The organism is Corynebacterium sp. KPL1818 (assembly GCF_000478135.1).
Taxonomy (GTDB): domain Bacteria; phylum Actinomycetota; class Actinomycetes; order Mycobacteriales; family Mycobacteriaceae; genus Corynebacterium; species Corynebacterium accolens.
The window spans coordinates 126,856-152,266 of the sequence record NZ_KI515758.1 but is presented as its reverse complement, the minus strand read 5'-3'; the positions used below and the strand labels follow the sequence as shown (position 1 = coordinate 152,266).

Sequence of the window (25,411 nt, the reverse complement as noted above, 5' to 3'; positions counted from 1 at the left end):
TTAATCGTCGTGCCCGAAGGGGTCTTCGTCCTCGCCCGGCATCCAGGAATAGCCCGGCTCGGTCCAGCCATTGCGCTTAATGGCCTTCTTAGCCTGGCGCTTGTAGCGGCCGATGAGGGTATCGGTATACAAGTAGCCATCGAGGTGGCCGGTTTCGTGCTGCAGGCAGCGGGCGAAAAAGCCGTAGCCCTCCACGGTGATGTCGTTGCCGTGCTCGTCCTTGCCGGTCACGCGCGCCCAGTCGGCGCGGCCGGTGGGAAAGCCCTCGCCCGGCACGGAGAGGCAGCCTTCGTCATCGGAGCCGTCATCGGCAGGCATGGTCTCTGGAATCTCGGAGGTCTCCAGCACCGGGTTGATAACACATCCCTTGCGCATGCCGGCCTTATCCGCGGGCAGCTCGGTGCCGTCCGGGCCTTCGGTATCGGGGCAGTGGTAGACGAAGAGCCGCTTGCCTATGCCCACCTGGTTCGCCGCCAAGCCCACACCATGGGCGACCTCCATGGTCTCGTACATGTCCGCGATGAGCTGTTGCATCTCGGGGCTGGAAATCTCGGATTCTTCCACCGGCGTGGTGGGCTGATGAAGCACGGGCTCGCCGTGGATAACGATGGGACGAATAGTCATGTTCTACAGTTTAAGCATGAACCCCTTGTCTGACCTAGACGCCGCCATTTTGGACTTTGAGGAAACCGCCCCGCGCAGCATTGGCCGCAAGGAAGAGGCCATTCGCGCGCAGCTGGACATCTCGCCAGTGCGCTATCACCAACGCCTCAACCTGCTTCTCGATGCCCCCGCTGCCGCCGAATCCCATCCCCTCCTGGTGGCCCGGTTGAAGCGCCTGCGGGAGGAGCGCGAAAATACGCGGCGCGCCGCGCGGGGAAATACCCCACCGCGTTAGAACCTGCTACTAGTGTTACTGAAGTGACTAAAGAGAATCCGGATAATCTATACGACCAGCAATTCGACGACGCCGCCGGCGAGGCCGCCGCGGCCGATTACGGCGATGCATATTATGACGACGCCTACGAAGGTGCTTACGACGGCGCTTATGACGATGAGGTAGACGGCGAGGACGTTGCTGCTGGCGCTGCCGGGGCTGGGGCCGGGGCCGCCGCGGCCAGGACCGGCGGCGGTGGGGGAGGCGCCCACGCCAAAAAGAGCGGTTTACCACTGCGCGGGCTCGCCATGGTGCTTATCGCCGTGGCCGTGATGCTTGGCCTGTGGGGCCTTTATGCCATGACCTCGGAGGACGATGATTCGACCGTCGCTTCCGATTCCGAGCAGTCGAAGTCAGACGGCTCCGCCAATGGCGGCCAAGAGGGCAACGGCGCCGACGGCCCTGCCGCGGATGGCGCGCGCGGCGATGGTTCCCGTGCCGATGGCGCCAATAACCAGCCGCCTCGCGAGGGTGAGAACGCGCACCCGAACGGCGGCGCCGAGGGCGAGGCTAACCGCGACGCCAACCGCGATACCGGCGCGCGCGATCAGCACGGTGAAGGCCGCGCCGGGGATGAAGCCCGGGCCGGCGGCAATGATGCGCCGTCTGCCGCGCGTGACCGCAATGACATTAAGGTCAGCGTGCTTAATAACTCCGGTGAATCCGATAAGGCCAAGAACGAAGCCGATGTGTTGAAGGACGGCGGCTTCAAGGTGGGCTATGTGGGCAACCTGCCAGGCGATGTCCTGACCGTGCCCAAGACCACCGTCTTCTACCCTGAGGGCGATGCCTCCGCGGAGTCGCTGGCTAAGGAAGTTGCCGCGCGCTACCAGGCAGAAGTAAAGCCCATGAATAAGGACCTGCCCAAGGAAGCCACAGAGGACGGCGCCGTCGTGGTCGCTCTCGCCGTCCCCCAGGCCTAAATAAAATTCATGGAATATTACCTGCCACCCGTTAAGCTGGACCAGTGAAGATTCCGGCAGAAGTATTCGCCCGTTCCCCCGAGCCCACGCTCGGGGTGGAATGGGAAGTCGCGCTCGTGGACCGCGACTCGCGCGATCTCGTCCCGCGCGGGGCTGAGTTGATCGATCTCGCCACTGCCGTCCACCCCGATATTCACGTGGAAAAGGAATTCCTGCAGAATACGGTGGAACTAGTCACGGGCATTTGTACCACGGTGCCGGAAGCCATGGCGGAGCTAGAAACTTCGCTGGCCGCCGTGGAGGAAGCCGCGGATAAGCTCGGCATCGATGTGTGGGCCTCAGGCGGGCACCCGTTTACGGATTTCCGGGAAAACCCGCTGTCAGATAAACCCAGCTATCAAGAGATCATCGCCCGCACCCAGTACTGGGGCAAGCAGATGCTGCTATGGGGCACCCATGTTCACGTGGGTATCAGCCACGAGGATCGCGTCTGGCCCATCATCAATGCGCTGATGACAAAGTACCCCCACCTCTTGGCTATCTCTGCCTGCTCGCCGGGGTGGGAAGGCTTGGATACGGGCTACGCCTCCAATCGCACGATGCTCTATCAACAGCTGCCCACCGCCGGCATGCCCTACCAATTTTTCACGTGGGGCGAGTGGCAGTCCTATATGCGGGATCAGGCCATCTCCGGGGTCATTAACCACACCGGCTCGATGCACTTTGATATTCGCCCAGCCTCGAAGTGGGGCACCGTCGAGGTCCGCGTGTCCGATGCGACCTCGAACCTGCGGGAGCTCTCCGCCGTCGTCGCGCTCACGCACTGCTTGGTCGTGCACTATGACCGCATGATCGACGCGGGCGAGGAGTTGCCCGTCTTGCAGCCGTGGCACGTGGCGGAAAACAAATGGCGCGGGGCGCGCTACGGCATGGATGCCCTCGTTATTACCTCGCGCGACACCGACGAGGCTTGGGTCAAAGATGAACTGGCCCAGATGGTAGAAGAGCTCACTCCCTTAGCCCGTGAGCTAGGCTGCGCGGAAGAGCTGGCCCTAGTGCACGAGATTATTGACGGCGGCGCCGGATACGAACGCCAACGCCGCCTCTTTCAAGAAACCGGCAGCTGGCGCGATGTCGTCGAAGAAACCTGCCGGGAGCTGCACACCTTCCGGCCGGTGCGCTAATCAGCTAACTACTAATCAGCGAACCGATGGCCAGCGCTAAGCGTGCGCGCTCAGTGACCGCACGCCTAGTGCCACACAGCAGGTAGCTATCCGCGACGTGTGCGCTGCCTAGCCGTTGTCTCGAGCGTGGCGGCCGCCGTAGGACGGGGGAGCCGGGATATCGGTATAGCCCTCGGTGGAAGGAAACTCGCGGGTCTCGGGGTTAAATACCGGGAACTCTGCGGTTTCATCGGGGGCAGAAGCACCCTGCGAGGTAGCGCCAGACTCAGGTGCGCCAGACGCAGGTGCACCAGCTGCGGGTACACCGGAAGCCTGGGTGCGCTGCGCCTGGGAGTGCTGCGGCTGACCCTGCTGCAGCGGGGCATGGTGCTGCGGTTGGGCAGCGGGCTGTGCCGCGTGCTGGCCGGCGTGGGGCTCGTCCTCGCTGGGCTGGGTGCCGGGGATGAATCCCCAGAGGGCATAAAAGGCGATGTAGAGGATGCCGGAGCCGGTGAAAAAGAGCATGGCCCACGGCTGGAAATCCCAGTGGTTGAGCGAGCGGTTGGCGGCTTCGAGCCAGAAGGCTGCGGAGACATAGGGCAGGAGCACGATGCACATGGCCGCGAAGGAGACCAGCGCTGAAACTTGCGCGCCGATGACACCGCGCAGGCGCTTGCCCAGTGCCTGGTTGACGGAGATGAGGACCACGATGGCCAGCGGGAAGACCCAGACCCAGTGGTGGTACCAGGAAAAGGGCGAGACCAAGCACGCGCTAATGCCGGCCAAGGCCATGGCGGCGGAGTTATTCTTGTGCTTCATCGCGGTGCGCAGTGCCAGGCAGGTCAAGACGAAGACCACCGCGACGGCGGCGAGCCACATCCAGCCGCCGTCGATGCCCCATGCGCGCACCATGAGCGAGCGGATAGACTGCGCGCCCGGGTTGGTGTGTTCACCCACGCGGGAGGAATTGAAGATGGCATCGGTCCAGAACACCTCGGCGTCCGGGATGGTGACGAAACCAATCGCCACGGTCACCGCGAAGGTAAGGACGCTGATGACCGCCTGCCACCAGCGTTTTTGGAATAGGAGCACCAACCCCATGAAGGCCGGGGTGAGCTTCAAACCGGCAGCGAGGCCGATGCCGATGCCGGGCAGGGCCCACTTCTTGGGAATGACATCGAGGGCGACCAAGAACATCAAAAAGACGTTGATCTGGCCGTAGAACAAGGTGCCATACATCGGCTCCACGGCCGGGGCACACAGCACCAGCAAGATGCCAACGACCCAGGTCAGCGGCGATAGTTTGAGGCCGCGCTCGTGGAAGACCATGAGGATGACGGCCAATAAGGCAAGGATGGTGCCGCCTTGCCAGAGGATGATAAGGGGGTCATCGGCAAGCGAGGAAATCCACTTGAATAGCGTGCCGGCAAAGGGAGGGTAGGTAAAAGGCAGGTTGCCAATGTAGGCGTTGTCGTAGAGGTTGGCGCCCTCGGCCACCTCGCCGCCGGCGAGCCAGTAAATCTTCAAATCCAGCGGCACGCGCCAGATGAAGGCATTGGGACCGTCGTATTTGCTATAGCGGGAGATGCTGAAGATGAAGAAGGCAACCAAAAGGGTAGCCAGAGTAGGCAGTCCGTATAGCTTTTTCACGGTTAAAGGTGCCTCCTATTTGCGGCGCAGCGAACGGCCGGCGGGGCGGTCATTGCGCGACATCGATTCCTCGGAACCGTACAGGCCTTCACGGCGTGCGATACGTGAGGTGCGCTGCGCGGTCACCGGGCTGGTAAACATCGCAAACAGTACCAGCAAAATAAGTATACCCAAATCACCACGCTCGGCCATACTGAATGATTCTGCCCCGGTGATGCGGATGAACGCACCCATGATGGTGAGGATGAGCCCGGTGGTCTGCGGCTTGCTCACGGCATGCACGCGGGACATCGTGTCCTTAAAGCGCGCCAGGCCAATGGCGGCGGCGAGGATGAGCAGGCTGCCGCTGATGACGAGGATGAGCGAGAGGATATCGGCGATTAGTGACCAACTCATTGGTTATCCCTCTTCCTAAACCTGGTGACGGATACGGTGGAGATGAAGCCCAGCAGCGCGATGACCAGCATGGCCGAGACCACGGAGGTATCGAGCGACCAGCACATATAGGTCGCCAGCGCGCATTGGAACATGGCGGTAAAACCGTCCATTCCCACCAGTCGGTCGAGGGAGTTGGGCCCTACGATAATGCGCCAGACGGTGATTAATACGGAGACCCACAGCAGGAATGCGGGAACCAGCAGGATGGCGTGATAGATCTGCGGATCCATTATGGGTGGCTCCTTTCAAAGATCTCGATCATGGAAGATTCTAGGCGGGACACGGCATCGATTTCGCGCTGGATCTGCGCCTCATCCCGGGCATCCAGGATGTGGATGGTGATCATGCGATTGGCGATGTCAATATCCGTCACCGTTCCACCCGGCTGCAGGTTATATAGCGTCACGGCAAGGGAGAGGATGAACTCATTTTCTAGGCGCATCGGCAATTCCAGGATGGCGGTCTTGGGCAGCGGCTGCGGCCTTGAGGCCAGCCAGCCCACCTTGAGGGAGGCGTAAAACAGCTCCCAGAACCAGCGGAGCATGTAGCGGAAGAATTTGCCCCACGCGACCTCGACGCCGGCAATGGGCATCGCCGGCAGCGGCAGGGCAAAGACAATGACCAGTGCGACGAGGAGGCCGCCGACCACATTGCCCACCGTGATTTCGCCCATGAGCATGCACCACATGACGGTAATCCAGACGGTAAACCACGGCCGGAAGCGGTAGCGCACACCGGCAAAGCGGCTCTTAGTCATCGCGGGCCTCCTTCTTTACTGGCGTAGGGCTTTCCGATGCCCCCGATTTCCCCGGCGCATCCTCGCTCGGCGTCTTCGAAGTCGGTGTCTCCGGCGTGGTGGATTTCGGCTCGTGGGCCGGGTCTGGATCCGGCAGCAGGTGGCTGCGCTCTTTGTAGGAGTCCGCGCCGCCTTCGTAGCGCTCCTTCTGATCAAGGTGCCGAGTGGGGTTATCGGCGTTTTCGCCCAATACGGCGTACTGATAAATGGAGGTATCCTGCGCGGATTCGGCCGCGCGGGAAGTAATGCCGGAAATCGGGCCGGCTAGGAAGGTAATCGAGGTCGAGGCGATGACTAGCAGCGCTGTGGCGCCCACCATGCCGAACGGCACCCGGCCGACGTCCTGGCGGGAGGAGAACTCGACCTCATCGGTGATATCGGAAAGCGGGGCGGGGCGAGCCAGGGCGACGTTACCCTCGGGGGCATCGGCGCGGTCGCGCTGGAAGCCCTTGGCCCAGACCAGCATCATGACATAAAGAGTCAGCAGCGAGGTCACCAGTGCGCCACCGATAAGCACCCATGCCAGCCAGGAGCCTTCATTGGCGCCTGCCTGAATGAGGATGATCTTGCCCAAGAAACCAGAGAACGGCGGTACGCCGCCCAGGTTGATGGCCGGGATGAAATACAGCACGGCGATAAGCGGGGCGGAATACATCAGCGAGCCCAGGCGCCGGAGCGAGGAGGTACCGGCCTGGCGCTCGATGAGGCCGACGACCAAGAAAAGCGCGGTCTGCACCAGAATGTGGTGGATGGCGTAGAAAATGGCGCCGGATAGCCCCTGGGCGGTGCCCAAGGAGACGCCAAAGATCATATAACCGATGTGGCTGACCAGGGTAAAGGACAGCAGACGCTTAATATCGGTCTGCGCGATGGCGCCCAGGATGCCCACCAGCATGGTGGCCAGCGCCACCCACATCAGCACGGTATCGAGCCCACCATTGGTAAAGATGGACGTGCGCGCGCGGATGATCGCGTACACACCGACCTTGGTCAGCAGGCCGGCGAAGACGGCCGTCACCAGCGAGGGCGCGGTGGGGTAGGAGTCCGGCAGCCAGGCGGCTAGCGGCACCACCGCGGCCTTAATGCCAAAGGCCACGAGCAAGGTGGCGAAGATGGCGGTGCGGGTGCCCTCCGGGATGTCCTGCATGCGCTGGCCAATCTGGGCCATGTTCATGGTGCCGACGGAGGCATAGACATACGCCAGCGCCAGCAGGAAGATCATGGATGAGGCCATCGAGACCATGACATAACCCACGCCGGCGCGCACGCGGCCTGCCGATGCCCCCAAGGTCAACAGCACATACGAGGCCACAAGGAAGACCTCGAAGCCGACGTAGAGGTTAAACAAGTCGCCGGCCAAGAACGAGATATTCACGCCCATGGTCAGCAGCATGTAGGTAGGCAAAAAGACCGCGACCGGTTCATCTTTGGTGCCATCGCGCACACCCTGGGAGATGGCGTACCAGATAACGGAGAACAGCACCACGGAGGAGGTAAAGAGGATCATCGTGGAGAGCCGGTCCGCGACCAACGTGATACCCACCGGCGCATCCCAGCCGCCTATTTGCAGGGTCTGTATGCCATGAAAATCCACTATTATGATCAGACTCGCGTTGACCGCGGCCGTAATCAGAAGGGAGAAAAAGGCAATCTGGCGCTGCACATTAGGCATGCGGGCAAAAAGCAGAGAGAGTGCCGCGGCCACGGCCGGGATGATAACGGGCAGCGGGATGAGGGTGCCGACGTACGGGTACATCGTTTCGGCCGCCTGGTGGAATGGCTCAGTCATCTTCGGCTCCCTTCACTGGCTCCTCGAAGGACTCGGGGCCGAAATTATCGCCTTCCTTGGTGGCGCGCCCGGTGGCGGGGTCATTGGAGGCATCATGGTCTGCGCTCGCCGCGGCGTTGCCGGGCTTGGAGGCCTTGGCGGCAATCGCGGTGTCTTCGGCGTCATCTTCAATGACGTCGGCAGTGCGGTAGCGGTACTGGCGGTAGGCCAAGGTGAGGATGAAGGCCGTCAACGCCATGGAAATGACGATGGCGGTAAGAATCATCGCTTGGGTAAGAGGGTCTGCAATATCGCTGCCGTAGGGCTGGGCCTCGCGGCCATCGATAGGCGGCGAGCCCGCCGGGCCACCGGCCTGCAGCATGAAGAGGTTGGCGCCATTGCCCAGCAAGAGCAGCCCGAGCAGCATCTTGGTCATGGCGCGGTCGAGCAAGAGGTAGATGCCCGCAGAAACCATCACTCCGGCGGCGAGCAGGAGGAAGAGGTTGGCTTGCATTTATTTCTCCTTTCCTGCGTTGTCCCCGGAATCTGTGCCGGAGGGGCTCGTTGCCGCTGGTATCTTTTCTTGTTTCTTCTCTTGTTTTTGCGCCCTTTGGGCCTTCTGCTTGGTGCTGCGCTCCCGGTTCTTCCGCGCAAGGGAACGGGCGCGGTCGCGGGCGCGCTGCTTACGCATCTCTTCTTCCTCATCCAGCTTGGCGCCGAGCGAGCTGAGCACGTAGAGCGTGAGCCCCACGACGATGAGGTAGACGCCAAGGTCAAAGACCAGCGCCGAAGGCAGCGAGACCGCGCCGATAAGCGGGATCTCGGGCGAGGTATATCCGCTGGTAAGCGGCGGATGGCCAAAGAACATCGGCACCACCACCGCCAAGGCGGAGAAGGAGAGACCTGCGCCCATGGTGCGCCCGGCATCGATGGGCAGGGCCTCATCGAGCTCCGCGCGGCCACCGGCCAGGTAGCGCAGGATGAGCGCGAGCGCGGCTACAAGACCACCGGCGAAGCCGCCGCCTGGCGCATTGTGCCCGGCGAAGAAAAAGTAGAACGACAGCGCCATCATGGAGGGGAAGAGCACGCGGGTGGAGACATCGATCATCAGCGAGCGGTTGAGCGCCTGCTCCGATTCCGCGCCCGCGGCCAGCCAGCGCCGGCCGGTGACCTGTAGGGTGGGCCGGCGGCTATCCCTGGAGAAGGATTGGGTGCGATAAATCAGGGAGGCCACGCCGAGCGCGGCGATGATGATCACCGTGATCTCGCCAAAGGTATCCCAGGCGCGCAGGTCCACCAGCAAGACGTTGACGGCATTGGCGCCGTGGCCGATTTCCTTGGCCAGCTCCGGCATGTACTGCGAGATGGGCTCGGCAGAGCGCGCGTTGATGGCGAACATCGCCACGATGGTGACGGTCAGACCGGTGCCAACGGAGAGCCAGGCGCGCAGGCGGCCCATCTTCGGGTCCTGCTTCCACTCGGTAGACGCCGGGATGCGGCGCAGCACCAGCATGAATAGCACCATGATGATGGTTTCCGTGAGCAGCTGGGTCAGCGCCAAGTCCGGGGCACCATGGATGGCAAAGACGAAAGACAAGGAATAGCCGGTAATGCCGACGATGATGACGGCAGAGAGACGGTTATCGGTCACCGTGGCGGCAATGGCGGCCACCATCATGATGATGGCGGCGACAATCTGCCAGGGGTTTTCCGCAACCACCATGCGGATATCCGTGAGATCACCGGTAATCAGCATGGTCAGCGGCAGCACCATCAGGGTGGCGAAGATGACAGTCAGGTTGAGCTGCAGCGAACCGCGCTGGGTCACGGCCGTGGTGCGCAGGGAGAGCTTGCGCAGGGTGGAGATGACCTTGTCGTAGACGGCGTCGGCATCGCCAAGCGCGGGGTACGCAAACTGCCATTGCTCCAGGACCTGGCGGCGCCAGTGCACGATGATTCCGGCCACGATGATGATGGCGGAGACGCCCAAGGTCACCGACCACCCGTGCCAGAGGGCCAGGCCGTGGTGCTCGCCTGCCCCAAAGGTGGAATCGAGGTGCTGATCGATGGCCGCCGAAAGCGCCTGCGGCGCGAGGCCAAGCGCGATGGTCAGCGCGGTGAGCACTGCCGGGGCGAGCCACAGGCCCACGTTGACCTTGTGCATCGTGGCCACAGCCGCAGAAACGCCGTCCTTATCGTCAGGGAGATTCTTGGAGGCAAAGGCACCCCACAAAAAGCGCAGGGCATAGGCCATAGTAAGGATGGAACCTGCCACATAGGCCACCAGGATCATATTGCGCGGCATGCCAATGAGTAGTTCTTCGTGCATGGTGGATTCCAGCACGGCCTCCTTGGACACAAAGCCAAAGAGCGGGGGAACACCAGCCATGGACAGGGCGGAGATTACCGCGATGCCGTAGAGGAAGGGCTGCCTGCGCCCAAGGCCAGATAGCTTCGTAATATCGCGCGTGCCCGAGCAGTGATCGATGGCGCCGACCACCATGAACAGTGCGGCCTTAAAGAGCGAGTGGGCAAAGGTCAGCGCCAGGCCCGCCTGCATGGCCTCCCGGGAGCCAACCGCCACGATGGAGGTAATAAAGCCCAGCTGGGAGACCGTGCCATAGGCCAAAATGAGCTTGAGGTCCTTTTGCTTCAGCGCCATCCAGCCGCCGAGCAGCATGGTAAACACGCCCAAGGAAATGACCACGAGGTGCCAGGTGGCTACCTCGTACATATCCGGTGCCAGGCGCGCGACCAGGTAGATTCCGGCCTTGACCATGGCGGCGGAGTGCAGGTACGCCGAGACCGGCGTTGGCGCTGCCATAGCACCCGGCAGCCAGAAGTGCGCCGGCACGATGGCGGATTTGGTCAGCGCGCCGACCAGGATGAGCACGATGGCGACGGTGACGTATGGCGTTTGGGGGAAGTGATCGTAGGCGTGGATTTCACTAAACGTCCACGCCCCGGTCTGCCGGCCGAGCAGGCAGATGCCCATCAGCATGGACAGGCCACCCAAGACGGTGACCATCAGGGCTTGCTGCGCGGCGCGGCGCGAGGAGGCGCGCTCGGCGTAGTAGCTGACCAATAGGCACGAAAGGAGGGAGGTGATCTCCCAGAAGACGTACATGAGCAGCAGGCTATCGGAGGCCACAAGGCCAAACATGGCGGTGGCAAAGCCCACCATTTGGCCGGCGAACATGGCAAGGCGGCGGCGCGTGGAATCGAAATAACCCCAGCAATACAGCAGGACCAGAGCGCCCATCCCTAAGATGATGAGGCTAAAGAGCCCGCCCAAGGCATCCATGCGCAGATCCACGGCGAGGTGCGCGGCCGGCATCCACTCGATGGTGTAATTCAGCGTGCCGCCGTCACGGAAAGTGCCCCGGGCAAAGTGCGCGAGGGTCCACACGAAACCGACACCGGGAACTATTGCCAATAAACCAAAGGCTGGGCGGCCCACATTCATAATGAGCAGCGGTGCAACCACGGTGGCAACGATGAGGGCACCCAGAAGTATTAGCACGTTGGAATCTGCGCTCCTTAGGTTGTGTCAAGTTCTCAGACCCTCGGTGCCGTGGTGCGTGGGGCATATGCGCCGGGAGCATATACACGCCAAGACAGTTCGCACTCGGCCGAGTGCGAACTGTCCCACTTGTGCAAGTAGCGTGGCCGGAAACGGGGTCAACTCGTCAAAAGTTTACCGGTTTTTCCACAACTTCGAAAGATTACTTTTCGTGCACAGTATTATATGCCGCCGTTGCGCGCTTTTTAAGCGTAGCGCTGCAAGAAAAGAGCCTCCGCGGCGGCGACGTGCTCGATCTCGGTGGGATCGACGGACTCATTGGCGGAGTGGATGGTGCACTTGGGCTCTTCCACGCCGTAGAGAGCGATTTCCGCGTTGGGGTGTGCCTCCTGCAGCTCGGTGGTTAGCGGGATGGAACCGCCCATGCCCTGTGCCGCGGTGTCCTTGCCGTAGGCCTCGGATAGGCACTGTCCCAATAGTGCGACGGCGGGCTTTTCCGGGTCGGTGGAGAAACCGGCATTGGCCTCCACGACCTCTGCCTTGACGTGTGCGCCCCAAGGGGCGTGGTTCTTCACGTGCTCGCAGACGGCCTCACCGATGGCACGGGCATCGGTGCCGGCCGGAACGCGCAGATTCAGCTTGGCCGCCGCGGTAGCGGGAACGGCGTTGACGGCCTCAGCCACCGGGGTAGAGGTAAAGCCGGTTACGGAAATGGCCGGGCGGGACCACACCATATCCGCCACCGGGGTAGCGCCCTCCGGATCCTTGGAGCCCATGATCTCGGTGCCCTCGAGCAGCTGCGCATCGCCGCGGAAGGCCTCGGCCGGGTATTCCTGGCCCTGCCAGTGGGCGCTCGTATCCACGCCATCGATGGTGGTGCGGCCGTACTCATCCGTGAGCGAATCCAGCGTGCGCATCAGCGCCTTCACCGCATCCGGGGCCGCGCCGCCGAATTGGCCGGAGTGCACGGGCGCGGCCAGGGTATTGACCTCGACCTCAATCTGCGCGCCGCCGCGCAGGGAGGTGGTCAAGGTGGGCTGGCCCACCGCGGCATTGCCGGCATCCGCGATCAGGATGGCATCGGCAGCGAAAAGCTCCGGGCGGTCCTTGATGAGTTGGGACAGTCCCTCGCCGCCGCGTTCCTCGGAGCCCTCGATGAGGTACTTGAGGTTCACCTTGGTGCCGCCATTGGCCTCGAGGGCGCGCAAGGCCGCCAGGTGCATGGCCACATTGCCCTTGCAGTCCGCCGCGCCGCGGCCGTACCAGCGGGTGGTGCCCTCGGCATCGGCGCGCTCGGTCAGGGTGAAGGGATCAGCCTCCCACGCCGCGCGGTCACCGGCGGGGACCACGTCGTAGTGCGAGTACAAAAGGACGGTCTTGGCGCCTTCCTCGCCCTTGCGCTCGCCCAAAATGGCGGTGGAACCATCCGCGGTGGTGATGGTTTCTACCGTTGCCCCGGCCTCTTCCAGCGCGGTCTTTACCCACTGGCTTGCGCCCTTGGCTTGGTCTTCCAAGCCCGGCTCATTGTGGACGGAATTGAATCCCACGAGCTCGCTGAGCTGGCGGAAGATGGTGTCGCGGTCACTGCGTACGCTGTCAATGATATTTGTCATGCACTCCACGGTACCCTGCCGTGCGCGGGCCATAAAGTAAGCCATAAATTAAACGGAATAGGTACACGGGGCGGCGGTGGCCTAGAATTTTCCCCATCTTCCCGCCAGGTACCTTCCGGTGGCCGACGCGAAGATGGTTGAGATTAAAAACAGTGAAGCAATACTAGAAAGGACCTGGCATGGCGTCTACGCAAGCTCCCGCCGCCGGTTCGCAGGCCAGCCTGCCCGAGTTGACCCTGCGCGGGGTCATCATCGGCGGCCTGATTACCCTCATTTTTACCGCCGCTAACGTCTACCTGGGCCTGAAGGTGGGCCTGACGTTTGCCACCTCTATTCCCGCCGCCGTGATTTCCATGGCGGTGTTGCGCCGGTTTGCCGGGCACAACATCAAAGAAAACAACATTGTGCAGACCATTGCCTCGGCCGCAGGCACGTTGTCCGCCATCATCTTCGTCCTGCCCGGCCTGGTCATGGTGGGCTATTGGCAAGGCTTTGGATTCTTCAAAACCGCAGGCGTGTGCATCATCGGCGGTGTGCTGGGCGTGATGTATTCCATCCCGCTGCGCCGCGCGCTGGTCACCGGTTCCGATCTCCCTTATCCGGAAGGTGTTGCCGCCGCGGAGGTCCTCCGCGTTGGCGATGAGAACGGCGACGACTCCAGCCACGGGGAGAATGCCAAGGGCCTGCGCGTCATCGTCGTCGGTGGCCTGGTCTCCGCCGCGATGGCGTTATTGACCTCGATGAAGGCCGCGGCCGCCGAGGTGTCTACCTATTTCAAGCTCGGCTCCGGCGCCACCACGCTGGGCGCGAGCCTGTCCACCGCGCTCATTGGCGTGGGCCACCTGGTGGGCCTGCCGGTGGGCATTGCGATGCTGGTCGGCGTGGTCATTTCCTACTTCGTCCTGCTGCCCATCCGCACCTCCGGCGATGTGGGCCCTGCTGCCGCGCTTGCCGATGTCGTCGATACCACCTTCGCCGATGACATCCGCTTCATCGGCGTGGGCACCATGGCCATTGCTGCCATCTGGACCCTTATCAAGATAGCCGGGCCGATTACCGTGGGCATCCGCCAGTCCTTGGCCTCGTCGCGCACCCGCAAATCCGGTGGCGCAGTCGATGTGACCGAGCGCGATATTCCCTTCCCCTATGTGGTCACCACCATCGTGGTGCTGATGGTTCCCATCGCGCTCTTGCTGTGGGACTTCGTGCAGGGAACCGATATCCATGATCACATGGTGGTGCTCATTACCGTCTCCGTGCTCTTTACCCTGCTTGTCGGCCTGATCATTGCCTCCGTCTGTGGCTACATGGCCGGTTTGATTGGTGCGTCTAATTCACCCATTTCTTCCATCGGTGTCATTGCCGTGCTCACCGCATCGCTGGTTATCGCGGCGGTTACCCGAGGCACCAGCGCGGAGCCGCTCTCGCTGGTGGCCTATACGCTCTTTACCGCCGCCATTGTCTTTGGCATTGCGACCATTTCCAATGACAACCTGCAGGATCTGAAGACCGGTCAATTGGTGGGTGCTACCCCGTGGAAGCAGCAGGTGGCGCTGATCATTGGCGTGGTCTTCGGCTCCCTGGTGATCCCGCCCATCCTGCAGCTCATGCTCACCGGATTCGGTTTCCAGGGTATGGAAGGCGCCGGCGAGGATGCCCTTGCTGCCCCGCAGGCCGCCCTGATGTCCTCGGTGGCCTCCGGCATTTTTGAAAATTCGCTGAACTGGAGCCTCATCTTTACCGGCATGGGCATCGGTGCCGTTCTCATCATCGTGGACGAGTGCCTGCACAAGTTCACTTCCAAGGGCTCGCTGTCTCCGCTTGCCGTCGGCATGGGCATGTACTTGCCCGCAGCACTGACCATCGTCATTCCCATCGGCGCCATCCTGGGTACCTTTTATAATAAGTGGGCCGCACGCCAATCCCGCCCGGAGTTTGCCAAGCGCATGGGCACGCTGTTGGCCACCGGCCTCATCGTGGGCGAGTCTCTCTTCGGTGTGGTCAATGCCGCCATCATCGCCGGCTCCGGCGGGGATAGCCCGCTGGAGGTCTTTTCCGGCGGTACCTCCGCGACGGTGCTCGGCATCGTGCTATTTATCGTGGCGCTCAGCTTCATCTACCGCTGGACCGCGCGCAAGGTGCAAGCCCCTGAGCAGACCGACAACCAGGACAAGGCTGCGGCGGCCGCGCAGTAGGACGCTTCCTTATATATACGCATATGTACGTCTACATCTGGCGCCTCTGCGGGAGGCGCCAGATCGCTAGAGGCAAGCGCGTTGCACCTTGCAGTCGGGGTAGGAGAGTGCCAGAATAGTCGTTAGCACTCGCACAGAATGAGTGCTAGATAAATCTCCATCGTTGTGGTTGAGGTTGGTTCACACTCACCAGCCATGCCGTCGCGGGCGTCCGCAGCGAGAAAGACGTGAGTGTCGTCCTCAATAAATCCAAGGAGCACAAACACTATGGCAAAGATTATCGCTTTTGATGAAGAGGCCCGCCGCGGCCTTGAGCGCGGCCTGAATACTCTGGCTGACGCAGTCAAGGTCACCCTCGGCCCTAAGGGCCGCAACGTCGTCCTAGAAAAGTCTTGGGGCGCGCCGACCATTACCAATGACGGCGTTTCCATCGCTCGCGAAATCGAGCTCGAGGATGCTTACGAGAAGATCGGCGCCGAGCTGGTCAAGGAAGTTGCCAAGAAGACCGATGACGTCGCCGGTGACGGCACCACCACCGCAACCGTTCTGGCACAGGCACTCGTGCGTGAGGGTCTGCGCAACGTAGCTGCTGGTTCCAACCCCATGGGCATCAAGCGCGGCATCGAGACCGCTACCAAGAAGGTTGTGGACTCCCTGCTGTCTTCCGCAAAGGAAGTAGAAACCCAGGAGCAGATCGCTACCACCGCTGGTATTTCCGCTGCGGATCCAGCAATTGGTGAGAAGATCGCTGAGGCAATGTACACCGTGGGCAACGGTTCCGTAAACAAGGATTCCGTTATCACCGTGGAAGAGTCCAACACCTTCGGCGTTGACCTCGAGGTTACCGAGGGCATGCGCTTTGATAAGGGCTACATTTCCGGCTACTTCGCTACCGATATGGAGCGCCAGGAGGCAGTCCTTGAGGATCCCTACATCCTGCTGGTGTCCTCCAAGATCTCCAATATCAAGGACCTCGTCCCGCTGCTGGAGAAGGTCATGCAGTCCGGCAAGCCGCTGCTGATCATCGCCGAGGACGTTGAGGGCGAAGCCCTGTCCACCCTCGTGGTTAACAAGATCCGCGGCACCTTCAAGTCCGTTGCCGTGAAGGCTCCGGGCTTCGGTGACCGCCGCAAGGCCACCCTGCAGGACATGGCCATCCTGACCGGCGGCCAGGTCATCTCCGAAGAAGTTGGCCTCTCCCTCGAGACCGCCGAGCTCGAGTACCTGGGCCAGGCACGCAAGGTCGTTGTCACCAAGGATGAGACCACCATCGTCCAGGGTGCTGGCACCCAGGAGCAGATCGATGGCCGCATCAAGCAGATCCGCGCCGAGATCGAGAACTCCGATTCCGACTACGACCGCGAGAAGCTGCAGGAGCGCCTGGCTAAGCTCTCCGGCGGCGTGGCCGTGCTCAAGGTCGGTGCCGCCACCGAGGTTGAGCTCAAGGAGCGCAAGCACCGCATCGAGGATGCCGTGCGTAACGCCAAGGCAGCCGTGGAAGAAGGCATCGTTGCCGGCGGTGGCGTTGCCCTGCTGCAGGCCGCTTCCGTTCTTGACTCCATCGAGGCCGAAGGCGATGAGGCAACCGGTGTAAAGATCGTCCGCGAGGCACTGTCTGCACCGCTCAAGCAGATCGCTCACAACGCTGGCCTCGAGCCTGGCGTGGTGGCCGACAAGGTCTCCGGCCTGCCTGCCGGCGAGGGCCTCAACGCCGCCACCGGTGAGTACGTCAACCTCATGGAATCCGGCATCAATGACCCGGTTAAGGTCACCCGCTCCGCACTGCAGAACGCTGCATCCATTGCAGCACTGTTCCTGACCACCGAGGCCGTTGTGGCTGATAAGCCAGAGCCTGCCGGCTCCAACAACGCTATGCCTGACGCTGACGCTATGGGCGGCATGGGTTTCTAGGCTAAGAGCCTAGAAAGCCTGCCGTATAGCCCTTATATACGCCTCTCAGGCGATATAAGAGGTATACGTGTCAAGGCCTTAGCGGAGGCACGGTAAGTGTCAATGCGCCCCTTCAATGTGCATATACCGCACAATGGTGGGGCGCTTCGGCGTGTCTAAGGCATTCTGTGCGCTTGTCGTGTTACTGCAACGATGAAATTTCGTTGAATCGCGGCATAAACGACGAAAATGCTAGTCATTGGCATCTTTCTTGAGTCATGACAGCTTCTTCATGGAGCGCCGAAAACTAGGTGACTGAGGCTAAATAAGTGTCCCCTTACCTGATAACATCAGCCACATACGTCACAATACCCCCCGATGTGGGTACTGGAGCGGGCGATAGGCGCAAGAAAATTTTGGCTGCGTCTACAGACATTAGAGAGTTATGTATATCGGTATTTGCACCCTCGGGTGTTACAGTGTTCACCCGAAATTAACTAAATCGCGGTGCGGGAATACTAAAACCGCAGCTCACAGCCTTGTCTGGACGTCATAAATTCCATCGCGTATCTATATAAAAAACAGGACCATTTCAGTGCAAGTCGAAAAAGGCGAAAATTTTCCGCGAAGTGGACTTGCTTTCAATCGAAGTTGTGCCAAAATATCTCTTGTGACGCCCACTGAGGGTGTCTGCAAACTGCAAACCCCTCCGGGGCAGAAAGCTTCGGACATACTTTAGGAGTTCAATTATGGATCTCTCCACCATCCAGATGCACCTGGACAACTTCGTTACCACTTGGACCCAGTGGCACAACATTGTCGAGGCTGTTCACTCCCTCGTCACCACTGGTAAGGAGAGCTTCGGTGCGGTAAGCTCCAACTTCCCGCTCTTCGCTGGTTCCAGCCACCAGAACGTATACGAATTCTAATTTAATTCTTTTTAAGGAGACACAATGCAAGAGCAACTTTCTTCCTTTGCTTCTAACCTCTACACCTTCGGTGAGGCTATCTACAAGGCGTTCGAACCGTTCTTGAACATCGCTGACGCTGCTTCCAAGCTGCTCGGCATGTTCCAGTAAGAACAGCCTTCTAAAGTGAGCTTATAAAGCTCCTGAAGTAGAATGACCTGTCCCGTTTGGGGCAGGTCATTTTTCGTTTTCTGTTTTATATACCTGTATGCAGGGGCGGCGTTGCCTTTTGGCGCGCTAGAAGCCATCGAACGGGTTACACTAAGTGCATGGCTGATATTAAAGACGACGAACTCCCTGAGATTGACCTTGCAAAGACGGACGGCTTTGTCGTCGATGGAGCGGATGAAGACGATCCGTCGCTGATCATGCCGGATGGTTCTCCCGTGGAGACGTGGCGTGAGAATTATCCTTATGACGAGCGCATGACGCGTGATGAATACGACACTATTAAGCGCTCGCTGCAGATTGAGCTTTTGAAGTGGCAGAACTGGACCAAGGAAACCGGCCAGCGCCATATCATCCTATTTGAGGGCCGCGATGCTGCTGGCAAGGGCGGTACCATCAAGCGCTTTAATGAGCACCTGAACCCGCGTGGTGCGCGCACCGTGGCTTTGGAGAAGCCTTCACCGCGCGAATCCACGTCGTGGTACTTCCAGCGCTATATCGAGCATTTCCCTGCTGCGGGAGAGATCGTCTTTTTTGACCGCTCCTGGTACAACCGCTCCGGTGTGGAACGGGTTATGGGCTTTTGCACCGAGTCCCAGCATGCGGAGTTCCTGCGCGAGGTACCCATGTTGGAAAACATGCTCTTGGGATCGGGTATCTCGTTAACCAAACTGTGGTTCTCGGTTACTAGGAAGGAACAGCGCACGCGCTTTGCCATCCGCCAGATTGATCCGGTGCGCCAGTGGAAGCTCTCGCCGATGGACCTGGCTTCCCTGGATAAGTGGGATGACTACACGCGCGCGAAGGAAGAGCAGTTCCGCTATACGGATACGGAAGAATCGCCGTGGATTACCATCAAGTCCAATGACAAGAAGCGCGCTCGTGTCAATGCGATGCGCTATGTGCTCTCGAAATTCGAGTACACCAACAAGGACCATGAATTGGTGGGGGAGCCGGACACGAACATTGTTAAGCGTGGGCGCGACCAGATTGGTGATTAGTAGCTTTAAGTCTTAGCGCCTTTTGTAGTGGGAAGATCGTGATAATCGGTCTTCCCGCTTTGCTGTGTCTATGGCCTTCACGGCTGAACCGTAGCTGTGGCGAGGGCGTGACTCATGCGGATATTTATTAGGGAATCAGCAGCCATAAATAAAAACTTCTTGAGTTACGTTCCCGGGGAAACTACTATTAGGGTGACCTAAGAGTCATCTTGCCCGTATGCGTGGCATAACCCACATCTAAGGAGTATGTACATGATAAGGAAGAAACTGTGTGTCTTGGCTACCGCGACCGCTGTATCCATGGCACCGATTGCAGTATCGGGAACGCTCACTGCCACCGCATTTGCCGGTGGCAGCGAAGCAGCCGCGGAGGCAGCGGCCGATAAGACCGACGTGCTTGGCCGTTCGACGGTGTCTGATAAGCAGATTGCCGATGAAGACGGCTACTTTGATAGCCACGATGGCGAAGGCGTGAAGATCTACTACCGCAAGCAGCTGGTAGAAAACCCGCGTGGCAATGTCGTATTGGCCCATGGCGTCTCTGAACACTCTGGGCGCTATGACTACGTGGCCAAGCGCCTGCTGGATGCTGGATACAACGTCTACCGCCTGGACCACCGTGGACACGGTAAATCTGCATCTGGCAGCACGCCGCTGGGGCACATTGATAACTTCCAGTACATCCTCAATGACTTCGACCGCGTCGTCGATATGGCCAAGGGCGAGCACCCCGATGTAAAGACCTTCCTGTTGGGTCACTCCATGGGCTCGCTGACCGTGCAGGCGTACGGTATCCGTGAACCTGGCAAGGTCGATGGCATCATCACCAATGGTGGCGGTGCACCATTGAACCTGTCCGGTAAGAAGGCAACCGGCCAGACCGTCACCCCAGAAGAAATTTCTGAGGTGCAAAAGCAGCTCGACCCCACCCTGTTCGAGCGCCTGCCGCTGGCGGATATCACCAGCTTTAACGCCAACTACGCGCAGAACCTAATCCCGCACCGCACCCACATTGGTGCGCAGTCGCCGGAGCTTTCTAAGAAGGTCATGTTGTCTAACCCGTTCACGGAGGGCATTTCCACCAGCCAGGCCGTGAAGGACGAGTACGCTACCAGCCCGCTTATCGCGCAGAAGACCAGCGCCGGTACCGCGCTGCAGCTGGGTGCTATTGCAACCTATGATGCCGTCAATGCGGACTTGTTCACCGCGCCGACGCTTATCATGCACGGCACCAAGGACGGCATTGTTCCGCCGTACTTCTCCCAGGACTGGTACAACTCCATTTCCTCTGAAGATGTGGAATACATCAACTGGGAGGGCCAGAAGCACGAGGTATTTAACGAGCCCGCCGCTGATCAGGCCCTCGATACCGTTGTGGATTGGCTGGACCGCCACGTGTAGAAGATAGCGTGTCTCGGGTTTAATAGGCCCGGCACACAATGACCTGCTTTCCCTGTCGTTGGGTTGGTACTTAGGCTTTAGCGGCCTAGGGAAGGTGGGTCATTTATGATTTGTTTGAATTATTTAGACTTGCGTAGAAGGTGCCCAACTCGGTGAGAATTGCTGTTGTGGGCAGGTTTTCCGTGAGGTAAGAGGCTAAATCACGGTCCAACATCGCTGCTACATCTTGGCAGGCCTCGTGGCATTCTCTAGGCCGTAATCGAGTATCTGTGCCCGTGACAGGGATGCCGCGAAGGACTACAGACTCGTGATGCGCAACCCTATTTCTAATTTTCTTTATCTCGAGGATTTTGGAATGAACCCACTTACGGGTCAGACCGTGAGTGGAAAATTCAGGATCTTTCTTCCGAGCTACTGAATTCGCACCTGGAAAGACAGAAATTAAGGCTTGGCGGGACCAGATTCTGTCATGATCAGCATTGTTGAAAGGGGCTGGTAAGCCCGTGGAGCCTCCTGTATCGAGGATATTTGTCCAAGTTCTAAACATGGAAGCAGCAATGACCCGTCCTCCCAGCCTTTTGCTTCGTTCGGTATTCTTGGTGAAGTCTGTTGGCAGGCTATTCCATGCTTCTGTGATATTGTCTCGAACCCGTTTATCGAACCCCATCTCGAGCTTGCAATACCAATCATCTCCGTATTCGGAGCTGAGATATCCAGAAACTGAGTTACGTAATGCTACTTCGATGAAGGCTATCTCATGAAAAAGGGAAGCACTAAGGTGGCGATCGAGTTCGTAGAGCTCAAAAGCCTTATCTGTGGATCCACCAGTTTTTGTAAGGTAGGGCTCCAACCTGTTTTCTGATAACCACTCTTTTTTAATCCTTTTACTACTCATGGCTACCAACTTAAAGGCTCTTTAAAAATATTTTTGATTGAGGCGGCACGTCCGATTATACTCGGTATAGTATTCCCCTCCTCGTGGTGGTCAACCGTTCAGCGGCTTGGCTGAGGAGGGGTCTTTTGCTTACATAACTCCGGATCCAGGCGTGGGCTATCCCCACGGCTCAATGGGGTTGCCCTGCCAGATGGCGTTGGCGGGGACGCGGTCGCCGCGCATGACCAGCGAGCCGGGGCCGACGGTGCTGGACTTACCAATGAGCGAGGCGGGTAGCGCCACCGAGTGGGAGGCGAGCGTGGAGCCGGCCTCGATGGTGACGGTATCCAGGCTCATCACGCGGTCCTGGAATAGGTGGGTCTGCACCACGGTGCCAGGCCCCACGGAAGCACCGGCGCCGACGTGGCAGAGATCGGTTTCTGGGAACCAGTAGGAATCGATCCAGGCGCCCTTGCCAATGTCCACGCCCAGCCCCCGCAGACCCAGGTTGATCTCTCCTGTGCCGTAGGTGTGCTGGAAGAACCACGGGGCGGCGACGACCTCTACGAAGGTGTCTTGCAACTCGTTGAGCCAGACGAAGGCGCTCCACAGCGGGTGGTCGGCCGCGCTGTGGGTGCCCACGCAGATCCACTTCACGGCGATGGTCACAGCCATGGCGATAGCGCCCATCGCCATGAGCACGAGGCCGGAAAGGGCCCAGGTGGTGGGGAAGCCGACATCGGCAAGCAGGTAATACAGCGTCCCCAGGGTGGCGGCGAGCAGCATGGCCGAGAACATCGGCGCGAGCAGGCGCATGGTCTCCACGATGCCGCGGGCGGCCTTGAGCTTAAAACCCGGGTTATAGGTCAGGGCCTCGGCGGACTCGGCGGGGGCATCGACCTGCGCGGCAACACGCCGCATGCGCTCTGGCGGGGAGCCCCACCAGTTGGCGCCGGACTTGGTCTTCTTCGGGGTGGAGGACAGCACCGCGACCAGCGAGTTCTTGGAAAGCTTGCGCCCGGGTGCCGTGATGCTGGAGTTGCCCACGAAGGAACGCTTGCCCACCTTGGCCTCGCCGGAGTGAATCCAGCCACCGCCGAGCTCGTAGCCGCCGATCATGGTGTCATCGGCAAGGAAGGCGCCGTCTTTGACGTCCGTGAGCACGGGGATCATCACGGCGGTGGAAATCTCCACGTCCTTGCCAATGCGCGCGCCCAAAGCGCGCAGCCACCGCGGGGTCAGCTGCGAGGCGTAGAGCGGGAAGAGCTGCGTGCGGGCCTCATCCATGAGGCGCTCGATGGCCCACAGGCGCCAACCGGCGGCAGAGCGCACCGGGTTCACGCCGGGTGAGATGCCGATGGACAGGATGCGCACGCCCAGCCAGGTCTGCAGCATGTAGGTGGCAAAGGCCGCAAGCGCCGCAAGGGGAGCGAAAAGCACCGCGCCGATGAAGCGGTTGCCGGAGGTGGAATGCACCAGTGCTAAATCCACGATGGCGCCGATAAGCAGCGCGATGAGCGGCTGCGCGGCCAGGAAGAGAGAGGTCGCACCGTAAATGGCCACCCACCAGGGGTGGCGCTTTGGCGGCTTGGAGGGGAAGCGGTGCTTGGAGCGGCCCACCTTCTTGGCGGGCGAGCCGGACCAGCGCTGGCCGTCCTTGATCTTCTTGCGGCCGGTGACGGTGGAACCCGCCTCCACGTGGGCGTACTTGCCCACCACGGTGCCAGGGAGCAGGGTGGAGCGCGCGCCTACGCGGGCGCCTTCCTTGATGTCGATGGCGCCGACGTGGAGGACGTCGCCGTCCAGCCAGTAGCCGGTGAGATCGACCTCCAGTTCCACCGCGGCGTGCTTGCCTAGGGTGAGCAGGCCCGTCACCGGTGGCAGCGAGTGTAGATCCACGCCGCGCTTCATCTTCACGCCTAGGGCGCGGGCGTAGTTATTGACCCAGGTGGCGCCCGCAATGGAGCGCGATCCCGAGGCATCGGCCCACCGCTCCGCGGCCCAAATGCGCAGGTGGATCGAACCGCCGCGCGGGTAATCGCCGGGCGTGATGCCGGCGGTAATCAGGCGCGCGCCAAAGCCACCGATGGGGATGCGCCCCAGCGGCGTGGCAAAGATGAGCACCAGCGCGATGACCAGCCACCACGGGAAGGACTGTGCCCAATTAACGCCCAAGGCGGAGGCCACGGTCGAGCCCAGCATGAGCCAGGCCAGCCAGGTGGTCGCCGCCAGCGTCATGGCGGGGATCTGCAGTAGCGTTTGGGCCATGCGGGTCTTAGCGCCCACGGGGGTGACCTCGCGCAGCGGTTTCTGTTGCTCCGCCGCGGGGCGCGGTTCGGCGCCGGCGATAAGTTCTGCCAGCGAACCAAGACGTGGGTGATCATAGAGATCGCGCACGGCCACGGTGGGGTAGCGATCGCGGATGTGGCCCACCAGCGTCGCCGCGGCCAGGGAGGTGCCGCCAAGGTCGAAGAAATCGGCGTTCTCATCCTCCACGGATACACCGAGGGTCTCGACCCAGAGCTCGGCCAGCCACTTCTCGGTCTCTGTCAGCGTGGTCGATTCCACGCCGACGCCGGGCAGCGGCCACGGCAGCGCCTTCTTATCCACCTTGCCGGAGGTGCGCACCGGCAGCTTATCCATCACGCAGATGCGCGGGACCAGCGCCGCAGGCATGGTTTCCGCCAGGCGTTCGTGGGCCACGCCGTGGTTAAAACCGCGCGCCTCATCTTCCAGCGAGACGTACCCCACCAGCACGGATTCACCGCCGGGGGTCTTTTGCACGGCCACGGCGGAGTTGTAGACGTTATCCAGCGCGGCGACATTTGCGTCGACCTCACCCAGCTCAATGCGGCGTCCGCCAATCTTTACCTGGTCATCCACGCGGCCCACAAAGTACAGGCCGTCTTCTTCCAGGCGCACGTGGTCACCGGTGCGGTAAGCGCGCTGCCAGCCCATGGATTCCAGCGGCGCGTATTTCTCCGCATCCTTCTGCGGGTCCAGGTAGCTGGCCAGGCCCACGCCACCGATGACCAATTCGCCGGTCTCGCCCAAGCCAACGGGCTGGCCCTGCTTATCGATGACCACCAAATCCCACCCATTCAGCGGCAGCCCGATTGATACCGCGTGCCCCGGGATCATCCGTTGCGCGCAGGCGACGACCGTGGCCTCCGTGGGGCCGTAGGTATTCCACATCTCACGGTCTTCGGTGGCCAGGCGGTCCACCAATTCTTGGGAGCAGGCCTCGCCGCCGACGATGAGCAGGCGGATATTATCCAGCGCCTCCGCAGGCCACAGGCCCGCCAGGGTAGGGACCGTGGAGACGACGGTGATATCGCGGCGAATCAGCCACGGTCCGAGGTCCATGCCGGACCGCACCAAGGAACGCGGTGCCGGAACCAGGCAGCCGCCGTGGCCCCAGGCGAGCCACATCTCCTCGCAGGATGCGTCAAAGGCAACGGAAAGCCCGGCTAGCACGCGGTCTTCTGGACCTAGCGGGCCGTGGGGATGATCGATGAGGAAGAGGCTGGCCTCCGCGTCCACGAAGGCGGCCGCCGAGCGGTGGCTTACGGCCACGCCCTTCGGCTTGCCCGTGGATCCGGAGGTAAAGATGATCCACGCGGTATCTTCTGGCCGCGGGGTCTCGACGCCCTCTGCCGCGTGGCGCGGGTGTTCGCGCAGGAAGCGGAAGCCGTCATCGCTAAAGAGGCCGTCGATGTCGGCCTCGCCGAAGACCATCTCCGCGCGCTCATCCGGATCGTCCGCGTCCACCGGCACGTAGGCCGCGCCGGCGGCCAGGGTGGACAAGATGGCGAGGTAAAGATCCCGCTTGCCAGACGTCATCCGGATGCCGATGCGATCGCCCCGGCGCACGCCATTGACGTGCAGCTCCGTGGCCCACAGTTGGACCTCGTGGACGAGTTCGGCGTAGGTGATGATTTCGCCATCGTCAAGCGCGGCCGCTTCCGGGTGAATCTCAGCCGTGGTGGTAATGATGTCCCACAGCGTGCGCGGGCGCGGAGCTAGATCGCGCAGGAGGTACTGCTGCGGGACATTGGGAAACTCTGAATTGGGACTACTACATTCTTCGGGCTCGTCCATCC

20 protein-coding genes are annotated in these 25,411 nt (G+C 61.0%); 9 read left to right on the top strand and 11 right to left on the bottom strand.

From position 1 onward, the window contains the following. Positions 1 to 624, bottom strand: coding sequence for a peptide deformylase (locus HMPREF1261_RS00680; protein WP_023029271.1), 624 nt, complete (start codon positions 622 to 624; stop codon positions 1 to 3). Here HMPREF1261_RS00680 and HMPREF1261_RS00675 point away from each other — a divergent pair. From HMPREF1261_RS00675 to HMPREF1261_RS00665, 3 genes are read left to right on the top strand one after another with little or no spacing between them, the layout of a single operon-like run. After that, positions 623 to 898 (top strand): DUF3263 domain-containing protein, encoded by a 276-nt coding sequence (locus HMPREF1261_RS00675; protein ID WP_005279449.1) that lies wholly within the window; start codon positions 623 to 625, stop codon positions 896 to 898. The two genes, HMPREF1261_RS00680 and HMPREF1261_RS00675, sit on opposite strands and share 2 nt — an antisense overlap. 23 nt (positions 899 to 921) lie before the next feature. Continuing rightward, positions 922 to 1,860, top strand: coding sequence for a LytR C-terminal domain-containing protein (locus HMPREF1261_RS00670; protein WP_023029601.1), 939 nt, complete (start codon positions 922 to 924; stop codon positions 1,858 to 1,860). Between the two features lie 44 nt (positions 1,861 to 1,904). Further along, entirely contained in the window at positions 1,905 to 3,044 is a 1,140-nt protein-coding gene (locus HMPREF1261_RS00665) for a glutamate--cysteine ligase (RefSeq protein WP_023029600.1), read from the top strand. Positions 3,045 to 3,152: 108 nt separating this feature from the next. Here the strand turns inward: HMPREF1261_RS00665 and HMPREF1261_RS00660 are convergent, their stop codons facing one another. The 8 genes from HMPREF1261_RS00660 to HMPREF1261_RS00625 form a co-directional block, all read right to left on the bottom strand. Then, on the bottom strand, positions 3,153 to 4,673 hold the full coding sequence (locus HMPREF1261_RS00660; protein WP_023029599.1) for a glycosyltransferase 87 family protein: 1,521 nt from the start codon (positions 4,671 to 4,673) through the stop codon (positions 3,153 to 3,155). 15 nt (positions 4,674 to 4,688) lie between these two features. Next, positions 4,689 to 5,069, bottom strand: coding sequence for a monovalent cation/H(+) antiporter subunit G (locus tag HMPREF1261_RS00655; protein WP_023029598.1), 381 nt, complete (start codon positions 5,067 to 5,069; stop codon positions 4,689 to 4,691). Next, positions 5,066 to 5,341 (bottom strand): monovalent cation/H+ antiporter complex subunit F, encoded by a 276-nt coding sequence (locus HMPREF1261_RS00650; RefSeq protein ID WP_005279460.1) that lies wholly within the window; start codon positions 5,339 to 5,341, stop codon positions 5,066 to 5,068. The genes HMPREF1261_RS00655 and HMPREF1261_RS00650 overlap by 4 nt, the downstream gene beginning before the upstream one ends. Continuing rightward, positions 5,341 to 5,868: a Na+/H+ antiporter subunit E gene (locus HMPREF1261_RS00645; protein WP_005279462.1), complete on the bottom strand. Its 528-nt coding sequence runs from the start codon at positions 5,866 to 5,868 to the stop codon at positions 5,341 to 5,343. The genes HMPREF1261_RS00650 and HMPREF1261_RS00645 overlap by 1 nt, the downstream gene beginning before the upstream one ends. Further along, on the bottom strand, positions 5,861 to 7,696 hold the full coding sequence (locus HMPREF1261_RS00640; RefSeq protein WP_023029597.1) for a Na+/H+ antiporter subunit D: 1,836 nt from the start codon (positions 7,694 to 7,696) through the stop codon (positions 5,861 to 5,863). Before HMPREF1261_RS00640 ends, HMPREF1261_RS00645 begins: the two co-directional genes overlap by 8 nt. Further along, entirely contained in the window at positions 7,689 to 8,189 is a 501-nt protein-coding gene (locus HMPREF1261_RS00635; protein ID WP_005279466.1) for a Na(+)/H(+) antiporter subunit C, read from the bottom strand. Before HMPREF1261_RS00635 ends, HMPREF1261_RS00640 begins: the two co-directional genes overlap by 8 nt. After that, complete coding sequence (locus tag HMPREF1261_RS00630; protein WP_023029596.1) at positions 8,190 to 11,198, bottom strand: Na+/H+ antiporter subunit A; 3,009 nt, start codon at positions 11,196 to 11,198, stop codon at positions 8,190 to 8,192. A gap of 245 nt (positions 11,199 to 11,443) precedes the next feature. Continuing rightward, positions 11,444 to 12,811 carry a dipeptidase gene (locus HMPREF1261_RS00625; protein WP_034657953.1) on the bottom strand — a complete coding sequence of 456 codons (1,368 nt, stop codon included), beginning with the start codon at positions 12,809 to 12,811 and terminating at the stop codon, positions 11,444 to 11,446. A gap of 179 nt (positions 12,812 to 12,990) precedes the next feature. Between HMPREF1261_RS00625 and HMPREF1261_RS00620 the strand changes: the two genes are divergently transcribed. From HMPREF1261_RS00620 to HMPREF1261_RS00600, 6 genes are all read left to right on the top strand, one after another. Further along, entirely contained in the window at positions 12,991 to 15,006 is a 2,016-nt protein-coding gene (locus tag HMPREF1261_RS00620; protein WP_023029594.1) for an OPT family oligopeptide transporter, read from the top strand. Positions 15,007 to 15,273: 267 nt separating this feature from the next. After that, entirely contained in the window at positions 15,274 to 16,917 is a 1,644-nt protein-coding gene (gene groL, locus HMPREF1261_RS00615; protein ID WP_005279471.1) for a chaperonin GroEL, read from the top strand. A gap of 728 nt (positions 16,918 to 17,645) precedes the next feature. Then, the gene (locus HMPREF1261_RS00610) at positions 17,646 to 17,825 is read left to right on the top strand and encodes a hypothetical protein (RefSeq protein ID WP_005279472.1); all 180 of its coding nucleotides are present in this window, start codon (positions 17,646 to 17,648) and stop codon (positions 17,823 to 17,825) included. Between the two features lie 24 nt (positions 17,826 to 17,849). Next, a complete protein-coding gene (locus tag HMPREF1261_RS13140) occupies positions 17,850 to 17,975 on the top strand; it encodes a hypothetical protein (protein WP_005279473.1) in 126 nt (41 codons plus the stop codon). Between the two features lie 158 nt (positions 17,976 to 18,133). Continuing rightward, positions 18,134 to 19,033 (top strand): polyphosphate kinase 2, encoded by a 900-nt coding sequence (gene ppk2, locus HMPREF1261_RS00605; RefSeq protein ID WP_005279474.1) that lies wholly within the window; start codon positions 18,134 to 18,136, stop codon positions 19,031 to 19,033. A 252-nt stretch (positions 19,034 to 19,285) separates the two neighbouring features. After that, on the top strand, positions 19,286 to 20,434 hold the full coding sequence (locus tag HMPREF1261_RS00600; RefSeq protein ID WP_023029593.1) for an alpha/beta hydrolase: 1,149 nt from the start codon (positions 19,286 to 19,288) through the stop codon (positions 20,432 to 20,434). Positions 20,435 to 20,537: 103 nt separating this feature from the next. Here HMPREF1261_RS00600 and HMPREF1261_RS00595 read toward each other — a convergent pair whose 3' ends face one another. Together HMPREF1261_RS00595 and HMPREF1261_RS00590 are read right to left on the bottom strand one after the other, a co-directional pair. Then, positions 20,538 to 21,329, bottom strand: a complete 792-nt coding sequence (locus HMPREF1261_RS00595) for an Abi family protein (protein ID WP_023029592.1) — start codon at positions 21,327 to 21,329, stop codon at positions 20,538 to 20,540. 156 nt (positions 21,330 to 21,485) lie between these two features. Continuing rightward, positions 21,486 to 25,409 carry a Pls/PosA family non-ribosomal peptide synthetase gene (locus tag HMPREF1261_RS00590; RefSeq protein ID WP_023029591.1) on the bottom strand — a complete coding sequence of 1,308 codons (3,924 nt, stop codon included), beginning with the start codon at positions 25,407 to 25,409 and terminating at the stop codon, positions 21,486 to 21,488. Between the last annotated feature and the right edge of the window lie 2 nt (positions 25,410 to 25,411).